A 718-nucleotide genomic window follows, 5' to 3' on the forward strand; every position below is an offset into this window, starting at 1 on the left:
TCTTGCCGGCGCCGTTGCGGCCCAGCAGCGTCACCACCTCGCCCGGCTGCACATCGAACGTCATGCCGTGCAGCACATGGCTCTCGCCATAATGGCCGTGCAGGTCTGCGACCTTGAGCAGAGGTTCAACCATGACCATGCCCCGTGCCCATATAGGCCTCCACCACCTGCGGGTTCTTCGAGACCTCCGCATAGGGGCCTTCGGTGAGGATCTCGCCGCGCGCCAGCACGGTGATGGTGTCGGAGAGGTCCGCCACCACGGAGAGATTGTGCTCCACCATCAGCACGGTGCGGTTGGCGGAGACGCGCTTGATGAGTTCGGCGGTGCGCGCGATGTCCTCGCGGCCCATGCCGGAGGTGGGCTCGTCGAGCAGCAGCATCTCCGGATCGAGCGCCAGCGTGGTGGCGATCTCCAGCGCGCGCTTGCGGCCATAGGGCAGCTCGGTGGCCAGATGCCGGGCGTAGGAGGACAGGCCCACCTGCTCCAGCAGGTCCATGGCCTGATCATTGAGCGCGTCGAGCGCGGTTTCCGACGACCAGAAATGGAAGGAGGTGCCGAGCTTGCGCTGGAGGGCGACGCGCACATTCTCCAGCACGGAGAGATTGCCGAAGGTGGCGGAGATCTGGAACGAGCGGACCATGCCGAGGCGGGCGACATCCGCCGGCTTGGTGCGGGTGATGTCGCGCCCGTTGAGGCGGATCTGTCCGCGCGTGGGCT

At 66.7% G+C, this 718-nt stretch carries 1 protein-coding gene and 1 pseudogene; both read right to left on the reverse strand.

Going from position 1 to position 718, the window contains the following annotated elements:
• A pseudogene (locus tag IEW24_RS28955) lies at window positions 1-139 on the reverse strand (ABC transporter ATP-binding protein); the annotation flags it as partial.
• A partial coding sequence (locus tag IEW24_RS28600; protein ID WP_188584329.1) for an ABC transporter ATP-binding protein occupies window positions 126-718 on the reverse strand: 593 nt, incomplete at its 5' end. The gene IEW24_RS28600 and the pseudogene IEW24_RS28955, both read right to left, overlap by 14 nt.

Source organism: Azorhizobium oxalatiphilum (genome assembly GCF_014635325.1).
Taxonomy (GTDB): Bacteria; Pseudomonadota; Alphaproteobacteria; order Rhizobiales; family Xanthobacteraceae; genus Azorhizobium; species Azorhizobium oxalatiphilum.